This is a genomic window from Gimesia sp. (assembly GCF_048260065.1).
Taxonomy (GTDB): domain Bacteria; phylum Planctomycetota; class Planctomycetia; order Planctomycetales; family Planctomycetaceae; genus Gimesia.
On the sequence record NZ_JBLXHC010000015.1, the window covers coordinates 72,991 to 90,338 of the forward strand.

General features: G+C 51.5%; 14 protein-coding genes. 2 read left to right on the plus strand and 12 right to left on the minus strand.

From position 1 onward, the window contains the following. Positions 1–135 precede the first annotated feature (135 nt). The 10 genes from cimA to pheA all read right to left on the minus strand — a co-directional run bounded on the left by cimA (position 136) and on the right by pheA (position 11,017). Positions 136–1,710: a citramalate synthase gene (cimA, locus tag ACN0YN_RS23890; protein ID WP_417387547.1), complete on the minus strand. Its 1,575-nt coding sequence runs from the start codon at positions 1,708–1,710 to the stop codon at positions 136–138. Positions 1,711–2,108: 398 nt separating this feature from the next. Further along, positions 2,109–4,409, minus strand: coding sequence for a DNA translocase FtsK (locus ACN0YN_RS23895; RefSeq protein ID WP_417387548.1), 2,301 nt, complete (start codon positions 4,407–4,409; stop codon positions 2,109–2,111). A gap of 477 nt (positions 4,410–4,886) precedes the next feature. After that, positions 4,887–5,510, minus strand: coding sequence for a phosphopantothenoylcysteine decarboxylase (locus ACN0YN_RS23900; RefSeq protein ID WP_417387549.1), 624 nt, complete (start codon positions 5,508–5,510; stop codon positions 4,887–4,889). Positions 5,511–5,560: 50 nt separating this feature from the next. Further along, on the minus strand, positions 5,561–6,121 hold the full coding sequence (locus ACN0YN_RS23905; protein WP_417387550.1) for a flavoprotein: 561 nt from the start codon (positions 6,119–6,121) through the stop codon (positions 5,561–5,563). 17 nt (positions 6,122–6,138) lie between these two features. Further along, positions 6,139–6,417 (minus strand): DNA-directed RNA polymerase subunit omega, encoded by a 279-nt coding sequence (locus tag ACN0YN_RS23910; RefSeq protein WP_417387551.1) that lies wholly within the window; start codon positions 6,415–6,417, stop codon positions 6,139–6,141. Beyond that, the gene (gmk, locus tag ACN0YN_RS23915; RefSeq protein WP_417387552.1) at positions 6,401–7,015 is read right to left on the minus strand and encodes a guanylate kinase; all 615 of its coding nucleotides are present in this window, start codon (positions 7,013–7,015) and stop codon (positions 6,401–6,403) included. The genes ACN0YN_RS23910 and gmk overlap by 17 nt, the downstream gene beginning before the upstream one ends. A 68-nt stretch (positions 7,016–7,083) precedes the next feature. After that, a complete protein-coding gene (locus tag ACN0YN_RS23920) occupies positions 7,084–7,956 on the minus strand; it encodes a YicC/YloC family endoribonuclease (protein ID WP_417387553.1) in 873 nt (290 codons plus the stop codon). 99 nt (positions 7,957–8,055) lie between these two features. After that, positions 8,056–8,649 carry a preprotein translocase subunit SecG gene (secG, locus tag ACN0YN_RS23925; protein ID WP_417387554.1) on the minus strand — a complete coding sequence of 198 codons (594 nt, stop codon included), beginning with the start codon at positions 8,647–8,649 and terminating at the stop codon, positions 8,056–8,058. A 156-nt stretch (positions 8,650–8,805) separates the two neighbouring features. Continuing rightward, positions 8,806–9,579: a triose-phosphate isomerase gene (gene tpiA / locus ACN0YN_RS23930; protein WP_417387555.1), complete on the minus strand. Its 774-nt coding sequence runs from the start codon at positions 9,577–9,579 to the stop codon at positions 8,806–8,808. 274 nt (positions 9,580–9,853) lie between these two features. After that, positions 9,854–11,017: a prephenate dehydratase gene (gene pheA / locus ACN0YN_RS23935; RefSeq protein ID WP_417387556.1), complete on the minus strand. Its 1,164-nt coding sequence runs from the start codon at positions 11,015–11,017 to the stop codon at positions 9,854–9,856. A gap of 711 nt (positions 11,018–11,728) precedes the next feature. Between pheA and dnaK the strand changes: the two genes are divergently transcribed. Together dnaK and clpB are read left to right on the plus strand one after the other, a co-directional pair. Beyond that, positions 11,729–13,630, plus strand: a complete 1,902-nt coding sequence (dnaK, locus tag ACN0YN_RS23940) for a molecular chaperone DnaK (RefSeq protein ID WP_417387557.1) — start codon at positions 11,729–11,731, stop codon at positions 13,628–13,630. Positions 13,631–13,879: 249 nt separating this feature from the next. Continuing rightward, a complete protein-coding gene (gene clpB, locus ACN0YN_RS23945; RefSeq protein ID WP_417387558.1) occupies positions 13,880–16,495 on the plus strand; it encodes an ATP-dependent chaperone ClpB in 2,616 nt (871 codons plus the stop codon). 81 nt (positions 16,496–16,576) lie between these two features. Here the strand turns inward: clpB and ACN0YN_RS23950 are convergent, their stop codons facing one another. Then, on the minus strand, positions 16,577–16,963 hold the full coding sequence (locus ACN0YN_RS23950) for a VOC family protein (protein WP_417387559.1): 387 nt from the start codon (positions 16,961–16,963) through the stop codon (positions 16,577–16,579). An 85-nt stretch (positions 16,964–17,048) separates the two neighbouring features. Then, entirely contained in the window at positions 17,049–17,219 is a 171-nt protein-coding gene (locus ACN0YN_RS23955) for a DUF6800 family protein (RefSeq protein WP_417387560.1), read from the minus strand. Positions 17,220–17,348: the final 129 nt, after the last annotated feature.

Genomic DNA, 17,348 nt, shown 5'->3' on the forward strand with positions numbered 1-17,348 from the left:
GGTGTTTTTCTGTTACTGAAACGAACTATACCAGTTCCGATATCGCAAAAACAGGCAGGACGGGCATTGTTGACGGTCTGGGATTTGAATTCCGGAACAGATTTCGGTTGAGGATTCCGTCTCAGGGGACACGGGTCAGGTTAAAATTGTTCCCTCGTCCTTGTAGAGCTTGTATTCGACGCTGTCTGCCAGTGCCAGCCAGCTGGCTTCGATCACATTTTCACTGACGCCGATACTGCTCCAGACCTTGTGTTCATCACGGCTTTCGATCACCACACGCACACTGGCGGCGGTCCCTTCTGCAGAGTTGATCACGCGGACTTTGTAGTCTACCAGATGCATTTTCTCGAGCGCCGGGTAGGCAGGGCAGAGGGCCTTTCTGAGCGCCGTATCCAGGGCATTCACCGGACCGTCCCCTTCGCCGACCACATGTTCCTGCTGTCCGTTGACGAGTAGTTTGATTGTGGCTTCGGTGAGCGGCTCATGCGAATTATCCGATTCCACATTCACGCGGTAGTGGATCTTTTCGAAATGCGGTTTGAAAGTTCCAGCGACTTTTTTGACGAGCAGATCAAACGACGCTTCCGCGGCTTCAAACTGGTAACCTTCGTTTTCGAGGTCCTGAACTTTTTCAAGGATCCGCGTGAGCAGTTCCGGATCGTTATCCAGTTGCAGCTTGGTGGTTTTCGCGACGATGTTGGATCGTCCCGATAACTCGCTGACCAGCACCTTGCGTTCGTTGCCGACGACTTCCGGTTCGATATGTTCATAACTGCGTGCGATGCGATTGACCGCGTGCACGTGCATGCCCCCTTTATGGGCAAAGGCACTGCTGCCGACAAAAGGCTGGCCGGAACGGAAATTCATGTTGGCCAGTTCGTAAACGTAGCGTGAGAGTTCCGTCAGGTTATGCAGGTTGTTGTCGAGGAGTACCGAGTAGCCTTCTTTTTTCGTCACCAGATTGGCAATCACGCTGATCAGGTCGGCATTGCCGCAACGTTCTCCGATACCGTTAATGGTTCCCTGAACCTGGATGGCACCGTGTTCGACGGCCGTCAGTGAATTTGCAGTCGCCAGATCGCAGTCGTTATGGCAGTGAATTCCCAGGGGGACATTCACTTCGGAACGGACCAGGTCAACGTACTTGGCAATCACTTCAGGCAGACTGCCACCATTGGTGTCGCAGGGAATGACGATGTCTGCGCCCGCGTCGGCTGCCGCCTTGATGGTTTTGAGTGCATATTCAGGGTTGGCACGAAAGCCGTCAAAGAAGTGCTCTGCGTCATAGATGACTTCGCGTCCGCAGGATTTGATGAAGCCAACCGAATCGGCGATCATCGCCAGATTTTCTTCGAGCGAGACCCGCAGCACTTCCGTCACATGCAGATCCCAGGTTTTACCGACAATGGTGACCACGGGGGCCTGTGAATCACGCAAGGCCTGCATGCCGACATCGTCTTTGGCCTCAATCTCTTTGCGGCGGGTCATGCCGAAGGCGGTGACTTTGGCGTGCTTCAGATCCATTTCCGCGACACGCTGGAAATATTCCGTATCTTTCGGATTGGAGAGGGGATAGCCGCCTTCAATGTAATCGAAACCCATCTCATCGAGCTTTGCGGTAATCTGCAGCTTGTCTTCCAGTGAGAAGTTGACGCCTTCTCCCTGACTGCCATCCCGCAAAGTGGTGTCATACATCTGAATTCGGGCCATCGTTGGAGCTTTCTTATTGATTAAACGTGTGAGATCACTCTGGTTTCAGTGTCTGCTGATATTCTTATTCTTTTCAGGCGTTCACAGGGCAATGCTTGATCTGTCCTGGTCCCCATAACAAAAAAACCTCAGGTTGTGACCTGAGGTTATGAAAATCTGTTAAATTGGTAATGATCCTCAAGTCATAGGGAGTCTGGAATTTCACAAATAATAATAATGTCGCAGATGCGAACCATATTTGAGACAGACAACATAGACCAGAGAGCCTTCCTCTTGATAGGAATCGATAACAAACAGTCGATGGAAAGATCATAAGCAGCACGGGGGGATGAGTCAAACGAAAAGCCGATTTCGCCCTGTTTTCAGGTCAGATTCCCGAACGGGCAGGGGACGGATGCTCAAACGAACTCTTCTTCGTATTCCTCTTCGCCGTAATCGTCTTCAAACTGGTTGGACTTCATCGCTTCCCACTCATCGATTGTGTACAAGACTTCACGTGCCTGTGAGCCGTTATACTCACCGACGATGCCATCTTCAGCCATGTAGTCAATCAAGCGGGCACCACGACCGTAACCAACTCCCAATGCTCGCTGCAGCAGGGAAACAGAACCGCGACCTTCACGGATCACGACTTCGACGGCTTCGTTATACAGGCTGTCTTCTTTACGGTCGGATTCGCCACCGTTGTTCTTCTTGGAGTTGGCAGACGTAATCTGTGCCAGTTCCGGACTGTATTCCGGTTCCATATCACTGAAGAAGTCGATCACGCGTTCGATTTCTTCGTCACTGACATAGGCACCCTGGGCACGGGTCAGTTTACTGGTTCCCGGAGCCAGGTAGAGCATGTCACCATTACCGAGCAGGGCGTCTGCTCCGTTTTCATCCAGAACCACACGGCTGTCGCCACGGCTGGCTACCTGGAACGAAACGCGGGCAGGCAGGTTGGATTTGATCAGACCGGTAATCACGTCGACGGTTGGTTTCTGAGTTGCCAGAACCAGGTGAATTCCGACCGCACGCGATTTCTGAGCCAGACGGATAATGTGTGCTTCCACGTCTTTACCGGAAGTCATCATCATGTCGGCAATTTCGTCCGCGACGATCACGATCGAAGGCATTTTTTCCGGCATCTGCAGGGCTTCTTCCGAGTCAGGATCAATGCCGGCCAGTTCCAGCACTTTGTCCTTACCCAGTTTGTTGAAGCTTTCGATGTTACGCGAACCGCAACGGGCAAGCAGGTCGTAGCGTTCTTCCATCTTGTCGACGGCCCACGCCAGCACGGCTTCCGCTTTTTTCATGTCTGTGATCACGGGATGCATCAGATGCGGAATGCGTTTGTAGCCGCTCAATTCCACCATCTTCGGATCGATCATCAGCATTTTGACTTCATTGGGTGTGCGTGTCATCAACAGCGACAGAATCAGTGTGTTGAGACAGACACTCTTACCGGTACCGGTTCGACCTGCGATCAGCAGGTGAGGCAGTTTGGCCAGGTCGGCAGTCAGAGGATGGCCGCTGACGTCTTTCCCCATGAAGAGGGGAATCCGGCTTTTTTCTGTTTCATCTGAGCAGGATTCGATCAGCTCTTTCAAACGGACCATGACCTGTTTGTCGTTGGGAACTTCCACGCCAACCGTGTTTTTCCCGGGAATGGAAGGTACCACTCGCACGGAAGGCACACGTAAAGCGACGGCCAGATCGTGAGCCAGCGCGGTGACTTTGGCAACACGCAGACCTGGTTTCAGATCCAGTTCGAACAGGGTTAAGACTGGACCGGTATCGATTTCAGAAACCTGGATATCGAGACCGAAGTCAGCGAAGGTGTTTTCCAGAACTTCCGCCGCCTCTTCGGCTTTTTTCGCCAGCATCTCGAACGGGAAGTCTTCGGCGTCTTCGAGCAGTTCTAACCCGGGCAGCTTATACGAGCTGTTTTTTTTTTGCTCGATGGGCTGTGTCTGTCGCGCCAGGCGAATTCCCGCCGGCGGATTGACTTTGATGGGCTTGCGCTTCTTTGGTTTCACTTTTGCTTTAGGAGCGACGACTTCTTCTTCTTCGTACTCGTCTTCCTCTTCTTCTGCGACGATTTCTTCTTCCTCTTCATACTCCTCTTCCTCTGTCTCTTCTTCTTCATCCACTTCAGCCGATTCACGGCTCAAGGCTTTGAAGGGAAAGGTGAGACAGGAAAAAAAGAGACGAACGGGAAGCGTATCGGCAGTCAGTAACAGGCCGGCCAGAAACATGGAGGTCAGCAGGATCAAAGAACCAGCGACGGAAAACCGGGTTTCCAGCAGTGAAAAGCCGAGCGCACCAATATAGCCACCACTGCCAATCAGCGGGGTGGCACTGTTCTGTCCCAGCATCATCTGACTGACGATGCAGATAGAAACCAGAATCAGACTTAAGCCAATGAGTTCCACCAGAACGCCCGACGTTTCCTGCCGCGAGAACATCCGCATATCGACGACGATTAATGCAAGGAAGATTCCCCAGGCACCAAGACCGAAACCGGTTCGCAGGTAGTGGGCAATCTGAGCGCCGGAGTCGCCACACAGGTTCTGTGCGACATCACGGACGGGATAGACGAGCTGAGCAGGGGGATCTGCGGGGTCATAGCTGAACAGACTCAGTCCAAGAAAGACTGTCGCTGCCAGTAATCCCAGCGCGATTAAATCTGTTTTGAACCGTTGAATGTCGATCATGCTGACCAACCTGCAAATCTATGTAATAACGTTCGGGTTGTTTATTCAAAGGAGGATCAACGGCGCGCAAAGCGGACGCAAAAAGATGGCTTCTTTTTTTGTGGGGATTAACCAGAAATTTTGTCCGAGTGAAAAATAGTTCCCGTCTGCGATGAAAACCCAAGAACATCAACAGACGGGAATATTTTCACGACCAGTGTCTCAATGGGGGGCATTGAGACGTACCAAACAAAAGTATGGATTCATAATAAGATGTTGATTTCCTTAACACTCAAACCTAGCACACAAACGGAGGGTGGGTGGAAAAAACTCATCAAACGATGTGGTGTTTTTACCACACGCGGCAGCGCGGTTCGGGTTAGAGCAGTCAGCGGAAGTTATCAGGAGCACATCGTGACGGTCGTAACGGTTAAACCGATTCGGCAGGTTTTAGCCTGAGTTCCGTATTTCAGCAGCAAGAGAAAGGGGGGTTGGCGATCAGCCTGCCAGATGCTGCTGGATCCATTCGATCAGAGAATCCGCCACCCGGGTCTTTTCTCCCGAGTAAGTCGCGACGGTCTCCTGAGTCTGGTCGATCACTTCGACAAAGTTTTCGGAGGAACCGATGGCACTCACGCTGTTGAGCACGATGGCATCGCATTTTTTGCTGTAGAGTTTGCGAACGGCGTTAAAACGGGCATCCTGAGATTCGAGCGCGAAGCCCATCACCCAGCGATCCCCTTTCTGGGACCCGAGTTCTGCCAGAACGTCGATCGTTTCCACCAGTTCCAGGGTGATCGCTTCGCCGGTTTTAGCGATTTTACCGGGTTTGCGGGTTTTGATCCGGTAGTCACAGACGGCGGCGGTTCCAATCACACCGTCGCAGTTAGAAAACAGTTTTTCGCATTGTGCGAACATCTCATCGGTGGTTTCGACCTGGTACAGCTCGCAGCCGGCCGGGGGAGGGATCGTGACCGGGCCTGATACCAGCGCGACTTCATGACCAGCGGCAATCGCAGAGCGGGCTAAAGCGTAACCCATCTGTCCGCTGCTCGCATTGGACAGGTAACGGACATCATCCAGGTATTCTCGCGTCGGGCCGGCTGTGATCAGAATTCGCATGTGAGGATCATTCGATGGAGGGGAGCGAAGCAGGGCAGAGCAGTTTCGAATTACCCCAGTAGTTCTTCAATTCGGGTTATAATCTCTGCCGGTTCTGCCATCCGTCCCTTCCCGATCACACCACAACTCAACCAGCCTTCCCCCGGTTCGACGATCTGAATTCCGTCTGCCTTGATCTGTTCCAGATTGCGCTGAACCGAGGCTTTGGCCCACATGTCGGCATTCATGGCTGGTGCCAGCAGGATCGGAGCGGTGCAGGTCAGCGTCAACGTGGAAAGCAGATCTTCCGCGAAGCCATGCGCCATCTGTGCCATCACGTTGGCCGTCGCGGGGGCAATGACGAACAGTTCGGCCCTTCTGACCAGGCCGATGTGCTCCCCCTGAAAATGTTCCCTGGGGGAAAATCCATCCTGGTAGACCGGGCGGCCGGTGAGGGCTTCAAATGTGGTCGCGCCAATGAATTTCTGCGCGGCCTGTGTCATCACCACACTGACGGCTGCCCCTTTCTGGACCAGTTTGCTGGCCAGGTCAGCCGTCTTGTATGCGGCAATACCTCCAGAAACACCTAATAGAATTTCACGCCCCTGCATGGGTAGGTTTCCGGTGTTCATGGTTCTGCGCTAGTCTGTTAGACCAGATCTTCCAGGCTCGGACCGGCATCGTCATATTCGATGGCATCCAGCGGACCTGCATCGTCTGTGATGGCTACTTCGCCAGACTGGTCGAGGTAGATTTTGTCTTCCATGATTTCCTGAACCACGATTTCCATGTGGTTTTTGGTCTGCAGTTCAACCAGTGGTCGTGCACCCCGGTTCAAAGCGACGATGCGCTTTTGAATGAGTGAAGACAGTTTGAAACGGCCGCCGACTTTGTTGACGATTTCTTCTTCTTTAAATTCTTCCAGCATTAATTTCTTGCTCCCGTTGTTTCAGGATGGTGCCGATTTCTGTGACAGCACGTTCCAGATCGTCATTGATAATGACATGACTATAATATTGGGCCTGCTCCAGTTCTTTGCGAATTGTCGTCAGCCGTTTTTCGATTACTTCTTCCGATTCGGTTCCCCGATTGCGGATTCGTTTTTCATATTCTTCATCGGAGGATGTTCTGACAAAGAGCGTAATGGTCTGGGGGAACTGTTCTTTGAGCTTCAAAGTTCCCTGAACATCGATCTCCAGAAATGGCCAGCCCCCTTCTTCCGCGGCCCGGCCCACCTCTGATTTTAACGTTCCATACCAGTATCCCAACCCATGAACCTGTTCACATTCAAGGAATTCGTTATTTTCCTGCCGTTTTTCAAACTCTTCTTTTGTCAGAAAATAATAATCTTCCCCATCCACTTCCCCCTTCCGACGAGGGCGGGTCGTGGCCGAGATCGCTTTGATCAGCTTGACCGGTGTCTCCTGCATCAGACGATTGACGATGGTTGTTTTTCCACTGGCCGTCGGGCCGGAAAGCACAACAATCGGAATGTCCGGTGGGATACTGGCTTGGGATTCAGGCACTTGGCAAAGCTCCAGAGTAATCGTCGGGTGGTCTCTCTATTTATCCGCAGGAGATCAGTACTACTATTCTATTCAACGTTCTGGACGTTTTCCCTGATTTTCTCAACAGCCAGTTTCATTTCGATCACGGCATGAGAAATCTCAACATCGTTGGCTTTCGAGCCGATGGTATTGATTTCGCGAAACATCTCCTGTACCAGAAATTCCAGCTTTTTACCCTGAGACGTTTTCGCTGAGAGGATTGAGTCAAATTGCTCTAAATGGCAGCTGAGTCGACTGATTTCTTCGTTGATGTCACAGCGATCGGCAAACATGCTGACTTCACGAATCAGGCTGTCAGGGTCCAGTTCGACCTCCTGGTCTTTCAGCAGATCTGTCAGTCGCTGATGCAGACGATCGCGATAAGTTGTGACGACCCGTGGTGCCTTCTCTTTGACGACTTCCAGTTGCTGGCGAATGACCTGGTTACTGCTTTCCAGATCTGCCTGGGCCGATTCGCCTTCTTTCTTGCGGAACTCAGTGAGTTCTTTTAACGCGCCGCAAATCGCCTGTTCAATTAAAGGCCAGTCCGATTCGGGAGTGTGAGAACGCGAATAATTGTCGATTGCTGCACCGGGTAATGTCAACAGGCTGTCGACGTGATCGGGCAGCGGAGTATGACAGATTTCAGACAGGTGCTTGAGCTGTTCCCAGTATTGTTTAATGACTTTTTCGTCCAGCAGGTAATCGCTGGTGCGATCCAGGCTGTCGATTCGCAGTGTGAGGTTCACAGTCCCGCGTGAGATGGAACCGCGAATCAGTTTCTCAATCTGGCTGCCCAGTTTGGCGTAGAAGTCCGGATAACGGGACGAAACTTTCAGGTAGCGATTGTTGACGGTACGTAACTCTGCATGGACCGAAAGTCGGTCATCTTCAGCAGTCGCACTTCCAAAACCAGTCATGCCCAGCAGCACAACACACTCTTTTCTGAAATAACAGGAACGATTTGAGGTTTAAAGAACCATCAAAACTTTGCCGAACGCAGGGCTCAACTAAGTTGACTATTCTGACTTGGGTTGAGATTCGGTTTTCTCAGGTTTCGCAGGAGTTTCCTGTTTTTTGTCTTCTGGTTTCGATTCCGGAGCGGCAGCCTTGGGAGCAGCGTCTTTATCTGCTGGCTCAGCCGGCTTGCCTGCTTTCTCGTCTGTTGCGGCAGGCTTTTTCTCTTCAGCAGGTTTGGTCTCTTTTGCATTGAGATCTTTGGGAGGTGTGAACTCCGGACCGCCTGCTGGTTTTTCTTCGGTAGCTGGTTTCTCTTCTTCTTTGTCTTTGTCGTCCGAAGAAACAGAGGTCTCTTCAGAAACGGCACTACCACCACTGTATTTGCCGGAACTGGCTCGCGTGGTGATGCCGGAGACACCAGCCAGGATGACCCAGATCACAGCCATGACGATCGTGATTTTTGTGAAGACATCGCCGGCCTTCGTTCCCAGTGCGCTTTGACCACCGGCACCACCGAAAGCTCCGGCCAGTCCACCACCACGACCTTTTTGCAGCAGGATGATGATAATCAGCAGGACCCCGAAGAACATCAGGAATGTCATCAATATGGTAGCAGGGTCTGTAATGGCTTCCAGGAACGTCGCAAAAATCATTGTGTCATCCTAAATGGCTTAAAATATCTTCTGAACGAGTTGATATAATCACTCGCAAAATGCTGAAGTCAGATCGCTGGTATCATACTGTAATGACATACGATCTGTAAATCGATTCTGGATTCAGAGTGTCCTCTAAATGGCAGAAACTCAGGACTATTCTGCAGATAACTCAACAGCAGCCTGAATGATGGGGATAAACAGCTCTGCTTTGAGGCTCGCTCCCCCGACCAGGGCACCGTCCACGTTTTCCTGTGAAAGCAGTTCTTTGGCATTGTCTGGTTTGACGCTACCGCCGTACAGAATCCGGGTGGAATCAGCGATTTCTGCGGAATACTGGTCTTTTAACCAGTTTCTCAGGTAGAGGTGAGCTGCTTCTGCCTGTTCGGGGCTCGCTGTTAAACCGGTTCCAATGGCCCAGACTGGCTCGTAAGCGATCACGATCTGCCCGAATGCAGCAGCATCGACGTCTGCCAGGCCACCTGTCATCTGGGTGTTGAGGACGGCTTCTGTCTGGTCTGATTCACGTTCGCTCTGCAGTTCACCAACACAGAGCACGACCTGCAGACCCGCTTCGAGGGCCTTTTTGACCTTGAGATTGATATCTGCGTCTGTTTCATTCAGAACGTGGCGGCGTTCGCTGTGTCCCAGGATAACGGAACGGCAACCGACGTCGGTCAGCATTTCGGTTGAAGTTTCACCGGTAAAAGCACCTGGTGCTTCGTGGTAGCAGTTTTGTGCGCCAAATCCGACGCCTGATCCAGAAACGATATCGCCAATCGTGGTCAGGTAGGGAAACGGAGGGCAAACCAGAACTTCAACGGCGGGATTTTCAGAGGGCACCTCAGCTGCCAGTGCCTGAGCCAGCTGTGCACCGGATTCTTTGGTGGTGTTCATTTTCCAGTTACCGGCTACGAGGAAGCGACGCATAATAAATCCCGTGGTTCAAGTTAAGGTGAATGTGAGTATTGACTGTACAGAAAATGATTTCGCCGGGAATTCAGGGGGCGAAACAAAAGCAAAAACGGTCCGCGATCGCCAGAAGGTGACGGATGCCGCTATCAGCAGCAATCGGAGCTGCTGCATAAGTTATTGAGTCAAACGTAATGATTCAAGGATTTGAGCTGAAAATCCTGAAATGACCCCTGTTTTCACAGAATTAACCGGAATCGGGTGACCTGGGTGACTCGATTCCCGGTTTCAGTTACTCCAGAATCCCGCTTCTGGGGTAGGAGCCCATGGTTTCCAGGCGAACGACGCGTTTTTCCAGTTCGCTCAGAGTGCGTTTGATATGGGCTTCCTGGACATGGCCTTCAAAATCGATGAAAAACAGGTATCCCGGCTCTTCTCCCCGCAACGGGAAAGACTCAATCCAGGTCAGGTTAACCTTGTTTTTCTTGAAGATCTGCAGTGTGTCAGCCAGGGAGCCGGCTTTGTGGGCGATTTGAACCAGGATCGCGGTACGATCTTTACCGGTCGGATCGCAGACCTCTTCGCCAATCACGGCAAAACGGGTGACGTTGTTGGCATTGTCTTCAATGCCTTCCACGATAATCTGCAGGTCGTATTCTACAGAAGCCTGGTGGCTGGCTACTGCAGCAGCACCTGGTTTGGTCGCTGCCAGCTGAGCGGCGGTCGAAGTGCTGGTGACTTCATGCAGGTGTGCCTGAGGCATGTTGCGGGAGAGCCACTCGCGGCACTGTGAGAGTGCCTGCGGTTTACTGTAGATTTCGGTGATTTCGCTCCGTTCACAGCGGGCCAGCAGGTTGTGGTGTACGGCGATCAGTACTTCGCCACAAATTCGCAGTGGCAGCCGGGTGAACATATCGAGTGTGTCGACGACACGTCCATCTGTACTGTTTTCGATGGGAACGACACCAAATTCGGTATTGCCTCGATTGACTTCTTCGAAGACGGATCCGATGGTGTTCACGGGAACCATGTCGGCTCCTTCACCAAATCGTTCCAGAGCTGCCAGGTGTGTATAGCTGTAAGCGGGGCCCAGATAGGCGACGCGTTGCGGGTGGATCTGTCGGCGGGCAGAACTCAGGATCTGACGAAAGATTCCCCGGATGGCGTTGTTGGTCAGCGGGCCGGAACCGTTCAGTTTTTCGATGGTTTCACGCAGTTCTTCATCTGATTTCGGGTCAAACATGGCCTTGCGGGGCTCGGGATCGGACTTGATCTGTTTGACGGTCATGGAACAGCGTTTATTGACCAGTTTGACAATCTCGCGGTCAATTTTTTTTAGTTCGGTCTGAAGCGATACGGGGGTTCGTTTTGTGCTGGCGCGGACCACTTTTTTCTTGGTTGGCGACTTCGGTTTGCTGACGGAAGTTCGTTTGTTAACCGCTTTTTTCTTGGCCATCGGAATCTTTCAGGATGTGAGTCTCGTTTCTGTCTCTCAGAAAATTAACCGCAGCCAGATCACACGCCTTCCGTGGTTGTGTTTCGTTGCTTACTGCCAGTTTCACAAAATTGGATTACTTCATAAGTTTGGATTACAATCCCTTAAGAATTGATTAACTTCGGATTTCTCCTGAATCGTATTCTTGAATATTTCGCTTAAAATATTATAAAATAATCATTTAGAGGCGTTTGAAATACAGGCTCTCTCACGACATAAACGGCTGGTGAATGCCAGTTTGGACCTGATTATCAATTGTTCTAGTTTGTACCGCCGCGTTTGGGGACTGTCAAGCGGTTAGGCCTGACCTGTGAACTGTTTAGCCTTTATTCCAGCGGTCAGGATGAATTGACTGCCATTATGTCATTTTGTCTCTGGGGCAGGATCGGTCAGCTGTGGTGTCAATTTGGCAGTGGCTGGTTGGTAGAATAATTTAAGTAAAAACTACCTGGGGTTGTAAGTGGTTGTTATTAAACGACATATGCGTAATTTGCGGCGACGGTGTTCAGCTTGGCACACTCATTGCAGTTAAGCCCGGCAGCCTGTGAATTCAGGCAAAATTGAACGAAGCATTGAAACACAAGAGAGAGATGTATGAGGCTATGAGAGTTTTCTCGTTGTCTGAGCTTTGTACAGATCTGAAATACGAATAAAGAAAGAGGGGAAACTCACATGTCGTCAGGCGAAAAAATCATCGGTATTGATTTGGGGACAACCAACTCAGTGGTCTCAATCATGGAAGGTGGGGAAGCAAAAGTGATCCCCAACCTGGAAGGGAATCGTATCACTCCCAGTGTGGTCGCCTTCACTGATAAAGGGGAGACTCTTGTCGGTGAACCTGCCAAACGTCAGGCGGTGACCAACCCGAAGAATACCGTTTACTCAGTCAAACGCTTTATGGGACGTCGTCATAATGAAGTCCAGAGCGAAGAAAAGATTGTTCCTTACGGAATTATCGGCGGGCCGGAAGATTACGTCAAAATTGAAGCGGGTGGCAAAACTTATACGCCACCTGAAATCTCGGCTTCCATTTTACGCAAATTGAAAGAAGCTGCCGAAAGCTATCTGGGGCACAAGGTCAACAAAGCCGTTGTGACGGTTCCTGCGTACTTCAATGATGCGCAACGGCAGGCGACGAAAGACGCCGGTCAGATTTCCGGTCTGGAAGTCTCTCGTATCATCAACGAGCCAACCGCAGCCGCATTGGCTTACGGTCTGGAAAAGAAGAGCGACGAAAAGATCGTGGTCTTCGACTTTGGTGGCGGTACGTTCGACGTTTCAGTTCTCGAAGTGGGTGATGAAGTCATTGAAACTTTGAGCACGAACGGCGATGGTCACCTGGGGGGTGACGATTTTGACGAAGAACTGATCAATCACATTGCAGAGTCTTTCAAGAAAGAGCAGGGGATTGATCTGCGGAGCGATGCGATGGCGTTGCAGCGTCTGAGAGAAGCCGCTGAAAAAGCCAAAAAAGAACTGTCCTCTTCGCAGACAACCGATATCAATCTGCCCTTTATTACCGCTGACAGCAGTGGTGCAAAGCACTTGCAGATGGCGATTACCCGCGCTGAGTTTGAGAAGCTGATCGATCCTCTGGTAGAACGCTGCCGGAAACCGGTTGAGCAGGCCATGAAAGATGCCGGCCTCAGTGCGAGCGAAATTGATGAAGTCGTGCTGGTCGGTGGTTCAACACGTGTTCCCAAGGTTCAGGAATTTGTGAAGAAGATCTTCGGTAAAGAGCCTCACAAAGGGGTGAACCCGGACGAAGTGGTTTCCATCGGAGCTGCGATTCAAGGGGGGATTATCTCTGGTGATGTTCAGGATGTGGTGCTGCTTGACGTGACACCGCTCTCTCTGGGGATTGAAACCGAAGGTGGCGTGATGACCAAACTGGTTGAGCGTAACACGACGATTCCTGTGACCAAAGATCAGGTCTTCTCGACTGCTGCCGACAATCAGACTGCTGTGACCGTCCGTGTGTTCCAGGGAGAACGACAGATGGCCAACGACAACCGGTTGCTGGGGCAGTTCAACCTGGAAGAAATTCCGCCGGCACCGCGTGGGGTTCCCCAGATTAAGGTGGTATTCGATATCGACGTGAACGGCATCCTGAATGTATCAGCTAAGGACGTTGCGACAGGCAAAGAGACTTCGGTCAAAATCGAGCAGTCGAGTGGTCTGTCTGAAGCAGAAATTGAAGACATGAAGAAACAGGCGGAAGCACACGCTGATGAAGACAAGAAGAAAAAAGAGCTGGCTGAAGCCAAGAACAATGGTTCGCGCATCGTTTATGACGTGGAAAAACTGTTGAAAGAACATGCTGAAAAAATTGATGAGTCCTCAAAATCTGCGATCGAAGCATCGGTCAAGAAAGTCAACGATGCTCTGGAAACGGAAGACGTTGCCGCCATCAATTCAGCCTGTGAGTCTTTGCAGCAGGCCACACATGCCTTCACCGAGCAGATGTATAAGCAAAGCCAGGAAGCTGGTGGTGCTGAAGGTGCTGCTCCGGAAGCGGGTGCTGCCTCCGATGAAGAGGATGTGATTGATGCCGAGTTTGAGAAAAAGGACTGAAGCAGTTCTGTGAGATAAGGAACGGGGCTCAAGGATCGTCTTGAGCCCCGGACTCCTGCCTTAAAATCCATTTCTGGAAGACTGTTTTTTCAGTTTCATACCATTGATCAGACTCAAAAGACTCTCCCTTCCCCGGGTCTGATTCACTTAAAATTTAATATACGGGCACTGCTTACCGACCAGTTATCTGATATGATAATTCAGGCTGTTGAGTTGCTGCGCAGGTTAACAATAGAACGGAGGAGTGTTATGGCATTTCGATTTGAAAAGTTGACTGTAAAGGCCCAGGAAGCCGTCCAGCGTGCTCAACAGACGGCTGAAGATTTTGGTCAGCAGGAAATCAAACCGCTGCATCTGCTCAAAGCGTTGCTGGATGAAGAGCAGGGGGTGGTGAAGCCGCTGATTCAGAAGATCGGAGCCAACCTGCCTCAACTGCAGAAAATGGTCGATGATGAAATCAGTCGGCTGCCGAAGGTGTCCGGGGCAACGATGCAGGTCGGCGTCGGTCAGGCACTGCTTAAAGTTCTGCAGGCAGCTCAGGATCGGGCAGATCAGATGCAGGATAATTTTGTTTCGACAGAACACCTGCTGCTGGCATTTACCACAGTCGACGATCAGCCGAAGCGGATCCTGGAGCTGAACGGCATTGAAGAAGACGACGTACTTTCTGCATTGCAGGCCGTGCGTGGCGGGCAGCGTGTCACCGATCAGAGTCCGGAAGAGAAGTACCAGTCGCTGGAACAGTATGGTAAAGATCTCGTCGAACTGGCCCGGCAGGGGAAAATTGATCCGGTCATCGGTCGCGATCAGGAGATCCGCCGCGTTGTTCAGATTCTGTCGCGACGTCGGAAAAATAACCCGGTGCTCATCGGTGAAGCCGGTGTCGGGAAAACGGCGATTGTGGAAGGTCTCGCACATCGAATCGTCATGGGCGATGTGCCTCAGAACCTGAAAAACAAACGGGTGATTGCCCTGGATATGGGGGCGTTGATTGCAGGGACCAAATATCGAGGGGAATTTGAAGATCGCCTGAAGGCCGTTCTGAAAGAGATTGAGTCGGCGAAAGGGCAGATCATTCTGTTCATCGACGAATTACATACCGTGGTGGGGGCAGGGGCTGCCGAAGGGGGCGCTGATGCTTCGAATCTGCTGAAGCCCGCTCTGGCCCGTGGGGAACTGCATTGCGTCGGGGCCACCACGCTGGACGAGTATCGCAAATACATCGAAAAAGATCCTGCGCTGGAACGACGTTTTCAGCCGGTCATGGTGAGTGAACCGACGGTGGAAGATACGATTTCCATCCTGCGGGGTTTGAAAGAACGTTATGAAACACATCATGGCGTGCGGATCACCGACGATGCGTTGATCAATGCGGCCACTCTATCGGATCGGTATATCAATGATCGGTTTCTGCCTGACAAAGCGATCGACCTGGTCGATGAGGCCGCCAGTCAGTTGCGGATGGAGATGGATTCCATGCCTGCGGAAATCGATGAGGCAACCCGGCAGTTAACCCGGATGCAGATCGAGGCTGCTGCGCTGGCGACGGAAACGACGCACGACAGTCAGGAGCGGTTGAAAGAACTGCGCAAGCAGATTGCGGATCGCGAAGAGAGTGTCAATGCGTTGAAGACGCGCTGGGAAACCGAAAAAGAGGCTCTGTCTGGCCTGCAGCCCTTGAAAGAAGAGATCGATCGGCTGAATACAGCTTACGAGCAGGCGTTTCATCGCGCACAGCAGACGAATTCCAATGAGGATTATTCTCAGGCCTACAATGCAGAACAGGAATTGAACGCAGCACGTCAGCGACTGTCCGAGATGGAGCAGAAAGTAACCGAGCTCGGCGATGTGAGTGGTGAGCGACTGTTGCGCGAAGAAGTGACCTCGGAAGATATCGCCAAGGTGATCAGCATGTGGACCGGGATCCCGATTTCGAAAATGCTGCAGGGTGAACGCGAAAAACTGCTGCGGATGGAAGACGAAATCCACAAACGGATGATCAATCAGAATGAAGCCGTGCAGGCGGTCTCCAACGCGGTGCGCCGTTCACGGTCTGGTCTGCAGGACCAGAATCGACCGATTGGCTCGTTCATGTTTCTCGGGCCGACCGGTGTTGGTAAGACGGAACTGTGTAAAGCGCTGGCTGGATTTCTGTTTGATGATGAACGCAGCATGATTCGCATCGATATGAGCGAGTTCATGGAGAAACATTCGGTCGCGCGGCTGATTGGTGCCCCTCCCGGGTACGTGGGTTACGAAGAGGGGGGACGCCTGACAGAAGCCGTACGAAGGCAGCCTTACTCGGTTGTTCTGTTGGACGAAGTCGAAAAAGCACATCGGGATGTGTTTAATATCCTGTTGCAGCTGCTGGATGACGGACGCCTGACAGACAGCCACGGGCGAACTGTTGATTTCTCCAATACGATTGTGGTGATGACCTCGAATATCGGCAGCCAGACGATTATGGATCTGTCTGGGAAAGAAGATGAGGCGCTGATTCACAACCGTGTGATGGATGCCTTGCAGCATGAGTTTCTGCCGGAGTTCCTGAACCGGATTGATGAAGTGATTGTATTCCATCCATTGGGACAGGAAGAGATCCGCCAGATTGTGGAGCTGCAGTTGCAGAATCTGTCTCGGCTGGTGGAGGCCAATGGTTACACTCTGGAAGTCACAACTGCTGCCAAGGATCTACTTGCAGAGGAAGGCTATGATCCGGTGTATGGGGCACGTCCTTTGAAACGGACCATTCAGCAGAATATCCAGAATGAGCTGGCCAACAAGCTGCTCTCGGGAGATTTTGAGGAAGGGGCCACGATTCATGTGGATGCGCATGAAGGGCTGTTTCTGTTCTCCGGCAGATAAGCGACGCTCTACAGGCGTTGGGATTTTTGAGTTGAGCGCAGCTTCGGACGAGATGTCTGCAGCTGCGTTGACTCATTTATTTCAGGTGTCGGAATTGGAGTGCAAGGCGAGGCGATTGCCTTCGCTGTCGAGAATGATCGCTCGAAATCCATGCGGGCCGATCGAATGGATCGGTTCGATGATTTTTCCGCCTTGAGATTCAACCTGGGTGACGGCATCGCGAATGCGCTGATCGACGTTCATATAAACCAGGATTCCCTGGCTGGATGAAATCGCTGCTGCGTTGAGAATCAGGCAGCCGCCGTTTCCCTGTTCGTGGTCCAGCACACCAAACTGCAGTTCGTTGAATTGTTCGATGTGAACTTTGGTGTTAAGCACTGCTTCATAGAACGCAGCAGCGCGTTCCAGGTTAGCGACTGGGATATCAATCCAGACCGCCCGATTGATTTTCGAATTCAATTCACCCATTGGCAGATTCCCATCGCGCATGAAAAAACGACGCTCACTTCAGTTGAGTCAGCGTCATGTTTCATCAATCGACTGCTGGAGCTGCTTATGCAGATTCTTCCAGAACAGTGAAAGGGCTGATTTTGCGAACTTTTTCCTGGATCGCTTCTTTTTCCGAAGGATCTTTCGCTTTAGCAAACTTAGCCCGGAGCTGTTTCAGCTTGTGTTTGCGGACTCGACGTTGGGCCAGTTCACGCCCTTTTTCAACACGTCCCATTTCTCATTAGTTCCTGATTAAAGAAAATTGCTATGTTCGAATGTATATATTCTGTGCTAGGAACCTGATTCTAACATCTAATCTGGTAAGGGGCAACGATCAGGACAGGGCATTTTTGCAGAGAAATCA

Bases quoted from the DNA above. Each gene is read 5' to 3' on its own strand.
- cimA (WP_417387547.1), bottom strand. From the start codon at position 1,710: ATGGCCCGAATTCAGATGTATGACACCACTTTGCGGGATGGCAGTCAG.
- ACN0YN_RS23895 (WP_417387548.1), bottom strand. From the start codon at position 4,409: ATGATCGACATTCAACGGTTCAAAACAGATTTAATCGCGCTGGGATTA.
- ACN0YN_RS23900 (WP_417387549.1), bottom strand. From the start codon at position 5,510: ATGCGAATTCTGATCACAGCCGGCCCGACGCGAGAATACCTGGATGAT.
- ACN0YN_RS23905 (WP_417387550.1), bottom strand. From the start codon at position 6,121: ATGAACACCGGAAACCTACCCATGCAGGGGCGTGAAATTCTATTAGGT.
- ACN0YN_RS23910 (WP_417387551.1), bottom strand. From the start codon at position 6,417: ATGCTGGAAGAATTTAAAGAAGAAGAAATCGTCAACAAAGTCGGCGGC.
- ACN0YN_RS23920 (WP_417387553.1), bottom strand. From the start codon at position 7,956: ATGACTGGTTTTGGAAGTGCGACTGCTGAAGATGACCGACTTTCGGTC.
- secG (WP_417387554.1), bottom strand. From the start codon at position 8,649: ATGATTTTTGCGACGTTCCTGGAAGCCATTACAGACCCTGCTACCATA.
- tpiA (WP_417387555.1), bottom strand. From the start codon at position 9,579: ATGCGTCGCTTCCTCGTAGCCGGTAACTGGAAAATGAACACCACCAAA.
- pheA (WP_417387556.1), bottom strand. From the start codon at position 11,017: ATGGCCAAGAAAAAAGCGGTTAACAAACGAACTTCCGTCAGCAAACCG.
- dnaK (WP_417387557.1), top strand. From the start codon at position 11,729: ATGTCGTCAGGCGAAAAAATCATCGGTATTGATTTGGGGACAACCAAC.
- clpB (WP_417387558.1), top strand. From the start codon at position 13,880: ATGGCATTTCGATTTGAAAAGTTGACTGTAAAGGCCCAGGAAGCCGTC.
- ACN0YN_RS23950 (WP_417387559.1), bottom strand. From the start codon at position 16,963: ATGGGTGAATTGAATTCGAAAATCAATCGGGCGGTCTGGATTGATATC.
- ACN0YN_RS23955 (WP_417387560.1), bottom strand. From the start codon at position 17,219: ATGGGACGTGTTGAAAAAGGGCGTGAACTGGCCCAACGTCGAGTCCGC.